Source organism: Candidatus Accumulibacter vicinus, assembly GCF_000584955.1.
GTDB lineage: Bacteria > Pseudomonadota > Gammaproteobacteria > Burkholderiales > Rhodocyclaceae > Accumulibacter > Accumulibacter vicinus.
In genome coordinates, this window is sequence record NZ_JDSS02000011.1 from 65954 (window position 1) to 73068 (window position 7115).

Sequence of the window (7115 nt, forward strand, 5' to 3'; positions counted from 1 at the left end):
GTCCAAGGTGCCTCTGCGAATCAGGAACGGCTGAGAATCTGTACGCTGCGCGCCGCCACCGGGGTGCTGATCTCGCGCGAGTGGGGAGCAAAGGGAGCCTGCGCGCTGCTGTCGCAGATCTGTTGCCAGACCCCTGCCGGCAGCAGGAAGGAGGTCTGGCCATCATCGCGGTTGATCAGGCATAGCAAGGTTTGGCGATCCTGTGCAATGCCCACGGCGGGCCGGTCGGGAGCGAGCTGCAGACCGAAAGCACCCAGTTTTTTCGACTCCCAGTCGGCGTGGCGCATCGGTCTGCCTGCAGGGTGCCACCAGAGCACATCGGGTTGTCCGTCGATAGTCATCTCGCCGGTTAGCCAACGGCGCTGCCGCAGTTGCGGGAAACGTCGGCGCAAACCGATCAGCCCGGCGACAAAGTCGATCAACTCGGCATCGGCGTTCTTCCAGTCGAGCCAGGTCATCGCATTGTCCTGGCAGTAGGCGTTGTTGTTGCCGGCCTGTGTGCGTCCGATTTCGTCGCCACTCTGCAGCATTGGTACGCCCTGGGACAGCATCAGCGTGGCGAGGAGCGCGCGCTGCAGGCGACGGCGCCTTTCGAGTACTGCCGGATCCGTGCTGACCCCTTCTTCACCGCAGTTCGATGAATGGTTATGGCCGTGCCCGTCACGATTGTCCTCGCCATTCAATTCGTTGTGTTTCTTCTGATAGCTGACGAGATCGCGCAAGGTGAAACCGTCATGCGCGGTGATGAAGTTGGTGCCCGCCTGGGGGGCGCGCCCGTTGACACCGAAAACTTCGCGTGACCCGGCGAGCCGTTGTGCCAGCTGTCCGACACCGGCCTGGTGGGTCAGCCAGAAGGCGCGCACGTCGTCGCGGAAGCGGTCGTTCCATTCGCTCCAGCCCGGCAGGAAACGCCCCAGACGGTAACCGTCGGGTCCGATGTCCCAGGGCTCGGCGATCAACTTGACACGCTGCAGCAAGGGGTCCTGCCGCACGGCGGCAAGAAAGGCGCTGTCGCGTGTCAGCGTGGCAGCGAGGTCGAAGCGGAAACCGTCGACGTGCATGACGCCGACCCAGTAGCGAAGCGCATCCATGACCATTTGCAGAACCCGCGGGTGGGCGAGATTCAGGGTGTTCCCGCAGCCGGTGAAGTTTTCGTAGCGGTTGAGATGACCGGGGGGCAACAGGTAGTAGCTCAGGTTGTCGATGCCGCGGAACGAGAGGGTCGGGCCCGCCTCGTCGGTTTCGGCGGTATGGTTGAAGACCACGTCGAGAATGACTTCGAGGCCGGCGGTGTGCAACGCGCGGACCATCGTCTTGAATTCGGCAATCACCGATTGTCCGCCGATCCGCGCTGCATAGCGCGGTTCCGGGGCGAAGAAAGCGAGCGAGTTGTAGCCCCAATAATTGACCAGGCCCTTGTCTGCCAAGTGCTTTTCGTCGAGAAAGTGGCACACCGGCAGCAGGTTGATGGCGGTGACCCCGAGCCGCTGGAAATGTTCGATCATCGTCGGCGCGGCGAGACCGGCGTAGGTTCCGCGCAGCACTTCGGGTACGCCGGGGTGTTGCCGGCTGCAGCCCTTGACATGCGCCTCGTAGAGCACCGTGTCAGCCAGCGCTGTCGCAGGGGGGGCGTCACCTTCCCAGTCAAATGCTTCGTCAACCACACAGGCGGTCAGGCAGTTTTCCTGGTTGCCCTGTGTTCGCCACGAAAAACGGCCGACCACTTCGCGTGCGTAGGGGTCGAGCAGGAGGCGCCGGGAATCGAAGCGGTGGCCTTGCCGATGGCCGTGGTCGTTGGGGTCGGGTGCCTGGGGGCCATGCACCCGGTAAGCGTAGCGCAACCCGGGTCCGGCACCGGGCAGGTAGCCATGCCAGACCTGGTCGCTGCATTCGCGCAGCGGCAGCGTGCGCATCCTGTCCGCGTCGAAGAGGCATAACTCGACGCGCTCGGCGTGCGCCGAAAAGAGTGCGAAGTTGACGCCGTGCCCGTCCCAACTGGCACCGAGCGGCCACGGCCGCCCGGCTTCAAGATCGGCGCGGTCGCTCACGCGATCCATTCGAGGTACAGCGCGGCGAGTGGCGGCAGCGTCAGATTCAGCGACCATTCGCGGCCGTGCGCCGGCACCTGCTCGGCATGGACCGGCTCGAAGCCATTGCCGACGTTGCTGCCGCCGTAATACTCGGAGTCGGTGTTGATCCTTTCGGAATACCTTCCCGGCATCGGTACGCCGATCCGGTAGCCATGCCGAACGACCGGCGTGAAGTTGCCGACGTAGAGGATGGCGCGGGAATGATCGCGCGACCAGCGAACGAAGGCGACCACCGAACACTCGGCATCGTCGGGGGCTACCCATTCGAAACCGGCCGGCTCGAAATCGACCTGGTGCAGCGCCGGATTGCTGCGGTAGATGCTGTTGAGATCGCGGATGAGGGTGCGCACGCCAGCGTGCAGCGGAAAGTCGAGCAGCCCCCAGTCGAGCGAATGATCGTGATTCCACTCGTTCCACTGGCCGATTTCGCCACCCATGAACAGCAGTTTCTTGCCTGGATGCGCCCACATATAACCATACAATGCGCGCAGATTGGCGAACTTCTGCCAGTAGTCGCCAGCCATCTTGCTGATCAGTGAGCCCTTGCCATGCACCACTTCGTCATGCGACAGCGGCAGGATGAAGTTTTCGGTAAAGGCGTACATCATGCCAAAACTGAGCTGATTGTGGTGATAGCGGCGATGCACCGGGTCCTTGGCCATGTAGTCGAGAACGTCGTGCATCCAGCCCATGTTCCACTTGTAGTGGAAGCCGAGTCCACCCATCGAAGGGGGACGGCTGACCATCGGCCAGGCCGTCGATTCCTCGGCGTAGGTGGAAGCGCTCGGGTGCTCCTGGCCGAGAACCTCGTTCATGCGGCGCAGGAAGGCAACGGCCTCGAGGTTCTCGCGGCCACCATGTACGTTCGGCAGCCATTGTCCCTCGTCGCGACTGTAGTCGCGGTAGAGCATCGAGGCGACGGCGTCCACGCGCAAACCGTCGACACCGTAGCGTTCGATCCAGAACAGCGCGTTGCCGATCAGGTAGTTGCTGACTTCGCGGCGGCCAAAGTTGTAGATCAGGGTGCCCCAGTCCTGATGCATGCCCTCGCGCGGGTCGGCGTGCTCGTACAGCGCGGTGCCGTCGAAGCGACCGAGACCGTGTTCGTCGGTCGGAAAATGCGCCGGCACCCAGTCAACGATCACGCGCAGTCCGGCGTCATGGCAGGCGTGGACGAAGTCGCGGAAACCGGTCGGGTTGCCATGACGGGCGGTCGGGGAATAAAGCCCCAACGGTTGATAGCCCCAGGATCCATCGAAGGGGTGCTCGGAAATCGGCAGCAATTCGAGATGCGTGAAGCCGAGGTCGACCACGTAAGGGATCAGGGTTTCGCTCAGCCGTTGCCAGTCCGGAAAGCCGCCATCGTCAGCCCGCCGCCAGGAGGCCAGATGCACCTCGTAGACCGACAACGGGGCGCCCAACTCGTCTCCGGCCGCTGCTGGCGCGGGTTCCACGGGTTCGGGCAGGGCGCAGACCATCGACGCCGTCGACGGACGCAGTTCGGCCTGGAAGCCGTACGGGTCGGATTTGAGCGGCAGCAGATAGCCATCGCGCGCGCGAATTTCGTATTTGTAGTGCGCGCCGGCGCTCACTCCCGGCAGAAAAATTTCCCAGACCCCGCATTCCCGGCGCAGGCGCATCGGATGGCGACGGCCGTCCCAAGTATTGAAATCGCCGACGACGCTGACTCGTTGCGCATCCGGTGCCCAGACCGCGAAGACCGTTCCGGCCACGCCGTCGATCTCGCACAGGTGCGCACCGAGGCGCTCAAAAGGCCGCAGATGCGAGCCTTCGGCGAGCAGCCAGACGTCCATTTCACCGAGTACGGTCGGGAAACGATACGGGTCGTCGGTTTCCTGAACACCGGATTCCCAGTTGATCCGCAGGCGGTAGGGAAAACTGTTGCGGCGGCGAGGCATCAGTCCCTCGAAGAAGCCTTCGACTCCTTCGATCTCGATATGCGCCAGCTCGGCAATCTGCCTCCCGGTTTTGGCCTCCAGGACGGCCACCGAGCGGGCGCCCGGTTGCAGACTACGAACCCATAGTCCACCGTCGGCATCGGTATGCATTCCAAGAACCGCATACGGGTCGCCGTGTTCCGCCCGGCAAAGGGCGATGATCTCTGCATGGTCAAGCATTTGAGACTTCCTTACTTAAAGTGTGCGAATTTTCCAGGTATCGTTGGCATAGTCAGCGATCGTTCGGTCAGCCGAGAAGGGACCCATCCCGGCGACGTTGAGAATGGCTTTGCGCTGCCACTCGGCGGGCGTCAGATAGAGGGCGTCGACACGCGCCTGGGCGGCGATATAGTCCGCGTAGTCGGCAAGCAGCAGGTAGTAGTCGCCGTAATGCACCAGGCAATTGAAGATGTCGTGATAGCGAGAGCGTTCGCCTGGCGAGAAGACGCCGCTATCGATCTTGTCAAGCACCTCCTTGAGATGGGGATCGTTGAGGTAGCGATCGTGCGGCTGATAGCCGGACTGGCGGATGGCGCTGACCTGTGCGGTATTGTGGCCAAAAATGAAAATGTTTTCGGCGCCGACGTTGTCGCGAATCTCGATATTGGCGCCATCTTCGGTGCCGATGGTCAGCGCGCCGTTGAGCGAGAGCTTCATGTTGCCGGTGCCCGAGGCTTCGGTGCCGGCTGTCGAAATCTGTTCGGAGAGGTTGGCGGCCGGCATGATCAGTTCGGCAACGGAAACGCCGTAGTTGGGAATGAACACGACCTGCAACAGGTCGCGCGTGCGTGGGTCGTTGTTGACCACGGCGGCGACATCGTGAATCAGTCGGATCACCTGTTTGGCCATGTGATACGACGATGCCGCCTTGCCGGCGAAGATCACGCTACGCGGTGCAACACCCTCGGTCGATCCCTGCAGCAGCGCGTTGTAGCGGGTGATCACGTGCAGCACGTTGAGCAACTGCCGCTTGTATTCGTGGATGCGTTTGACCTGCACGTCAAACAGGCTGTCGGGGTTCAGGGTGACGCCGACTTCACGAGCGACGTAGCTGGCCAGGCGTTGCTTGTTGCCGCGTTTGGCTTCGGCGAAGGCACTCCGGAAACTTGCATCGTCGGCGCTCGCCCGCAATTCGTGCAGGCGCTCCAGATGCAGGCGCCAGTCTTTGCTGCCGAGGCGTTCGTCGAGCAGGGAGGAGAGGGCAGGATTGGCCTGGGCCAGCCAGCGGCGTGGCGTGACGCCGTTGGTCTTGTTATGGAAGCGTTCGGGGTAGAGGCGGGCAAAGTCGGCAAAGATGGTCTGCACCATCAGGTCCGAGTGCAATTGCGAGACGCCGTTGACCCGGTGACTGCCGACAATGCACAGGTTCGCCATGCGGACGCGTTTGTCCTTGTCGTGGCCGCCACCGTCGTCGATCATCGAGACGCGCCGGATCAGGTCGATGTCTCCGGGGTAGAGGCGAACCACCTCGTCGAGAAACTCCTGGTTGATGCGGTAGATGATCAACATATGGCGTGGCAACACGCGCTGAACCAGGGTGACCTTCCAGGTTTCCAGTGCCTCGGGCATCAGCGTGTGATTGGTGTAGGAGAAAATGCGCCGACACTGATCCCAGGCGGTGGCCCAGGCCATCCCATGTTCGTCGACCAGGAGCCGCATCAATTCGGCGACGCTGATCGCCGGGTGGGTGTCGTTGAGATGGATCGCCACTTGCTCTGCCAGATTGCAGAAGCTGCCATGCTCGGCCAGATGGCGAAACAGGATGTCCTGTAACGATGCGGAAACGAAAAAATATTCCTGGCGCAGACGCAGTTCGCGGCCGGCCGAGGTGCTGTCATTCGGGTAGAGAACCCAGGAAATGTTCTCGAAACGATTCTTGAACTCGGCGGCGCGCTGGTAGTCGCCGGTATTGAACGCGCCGAGGTCGATGTGCGACGGCGCTGCGGCTTTCCACAAACGCAGGGTGCTGACCCGTTCGGTCCCGTGACCGGGGATCACGTAATCGAATGCCTTGGCTTCGACCGAATCGGCGGCATGCCATTCTGCCCATTCTCCGTGATGCTCGGCATGGCCACCGAAGCGTACGGTATAGTGCTTGTTGGCGCGCGGGAACTCCCAGGGCGAACGATCCTGCAGCCAGGCTTCCGGCTGCTCGATTTGCTGGCCGTTGAGGATCGATTGTGCAAACATGCCGTATTCATAACGAACGCCGTAGCCCCAGGAGGGGAGTCCGAGGGTGGCCATCGAATCGAGAAAGCAGGCCGCCAGCCTGCCCAGGCCGCCGTTGCCGAGTGCTGCGTCAGGCTCGCATTCGATGACCTCGTCGAGCGACGGACCGGGTGCGGTGAACGCTGCTGCCGCCTGGTCTCGCAGATCGAGTGCTGCCAGGGCATTGTTCATCGCGCGGCCGATCAGGAATTCCATCGACAGGTAATAGATGCGTCGTGCCTTGTTGTCGCGGTCGGCATTCTGGGTGTCGACCCAACGTCGCGCCAGTTGCTCTCGTGCCACGTGCGAAAGTGCCTGATAAAGGTCGGCCGTGCTGGCTCTGGTGGGTTCGGCAGCAACGATGGAGAGCAGTTTGTGCTCGATTTCTGAGTGCAGCGCTTGGCTTTCGGGATCGGGTTGAGCGGCATCGGACATCAGGCGGATACTCCAGTAAAGTTCATGGGCAACCCTCGCTGTCGGCCAGGGCATGGGCAGCGCCAAGCAGGGCCGGCGTCGGAGAAAGCATGAGATAGGTCGGAATTGCGGCCAGGTAGGCAGCGAAGCGCCCCTTGGCCTCGAAACGAGCGCGAAATGGTGAGCGATCGAAAATGTCTCCCAGCCTGGGAATGATACCACCACCGACATACACGCCACCCTGGGCGCCGAGTGTGAGTGCAAGATTTCCCGCGACCGAGCCGAGCATGGCGCAGAAAGTGTCGATCACTGCCCGGCATTGGACATCGTGGCCAGTGATCGCACGTGCGACGATCTCGGCCGTCGACAAGGGTTCGCCGCGACGGCCGTCCACTTCGGCAACCAGCCGGTACAGCAAGGGCAGACCGCTGCCGGAAAGCAGGCG

The 7115-nt window shown here is 62.4% G+C and carries 4 protein-coding genes; all 4 read right to left on the bottom strand.

Annotation, left to right across the window (positions count from 1 at the left end):
* Positions 1-20: 20 nt before the first annotated feature.
* A complete protein-coding gene (glgX, locus tag CAPSK01_RS03125; RefSeq protein WP_034922356.1) occupies positions 21-2057 on the bottom strand; it encodes a glycogen debranching protein GlgX in 2037 nt (678 codons plus the stop codon).
* Positions 2045-4228 carry a 1,4-alpha-glucan branching protein GlgB gene (gene glgB / locus CAPSK01_RS03130; RefSeq protein ID WP_034922358.1) on the bottom strand — a complete coding sequence of 728 codons (2184 nt, stop codon included), beginning with the start codon at positions 4226-4228 and terminating at the stop codon, positions 2045-2047. Before glgB ends, glgX begins: the two co-directional genes overlap by 13 nt.
* Positions 4229-4243: 15 nt before the next feature.
* Positions 4244-6691 (bottom strand): glycogen/starch/alpha-glucan phosphorylase, encoded by a 2448-nt coding sequence (locus CAPSK01_RS03135; protein WP_034922360.1) that lies wholly within the window; start codon positions 6689-6691, stop codon positions 4244-4246.
* A 22-nt stretch (positions 6692-6713) separates the two neighbouring features.
* The coding region (locus tag CAPSK01_RS03140) for a glucokinase (RefSeq protein ID WP_034922362.1) at positions 6714-7115 on the bottom strand (402 nt) is incomplete at its 5' end.

What these genes read in the sequence shown, in the direction of transcription:
- glgX (WP_034922356.1), bottom strand. Translation starts at nt 2,057, where the DNA reads ATGGATCGCGTGAGCGACCGCGCCGATCTTGAAGCCGGGCGGCCGTGG.
- glgB (WP_034922358.1), bottom strand. Translation starts at nt 4,228, where the DNA reads ATGCTTGACCATGCAGAGATCATCGCCCTTTGCCGGGCGGAACACGGC.
- CAPSK01_RS03135 (WP_034922360.1), bottom strand. Translation starts at nt 6,691, where the DNA reads ATGTCCGATGCCGCTCAACCCGATCCCGAAAGCCAAGCGCTGCACTCA.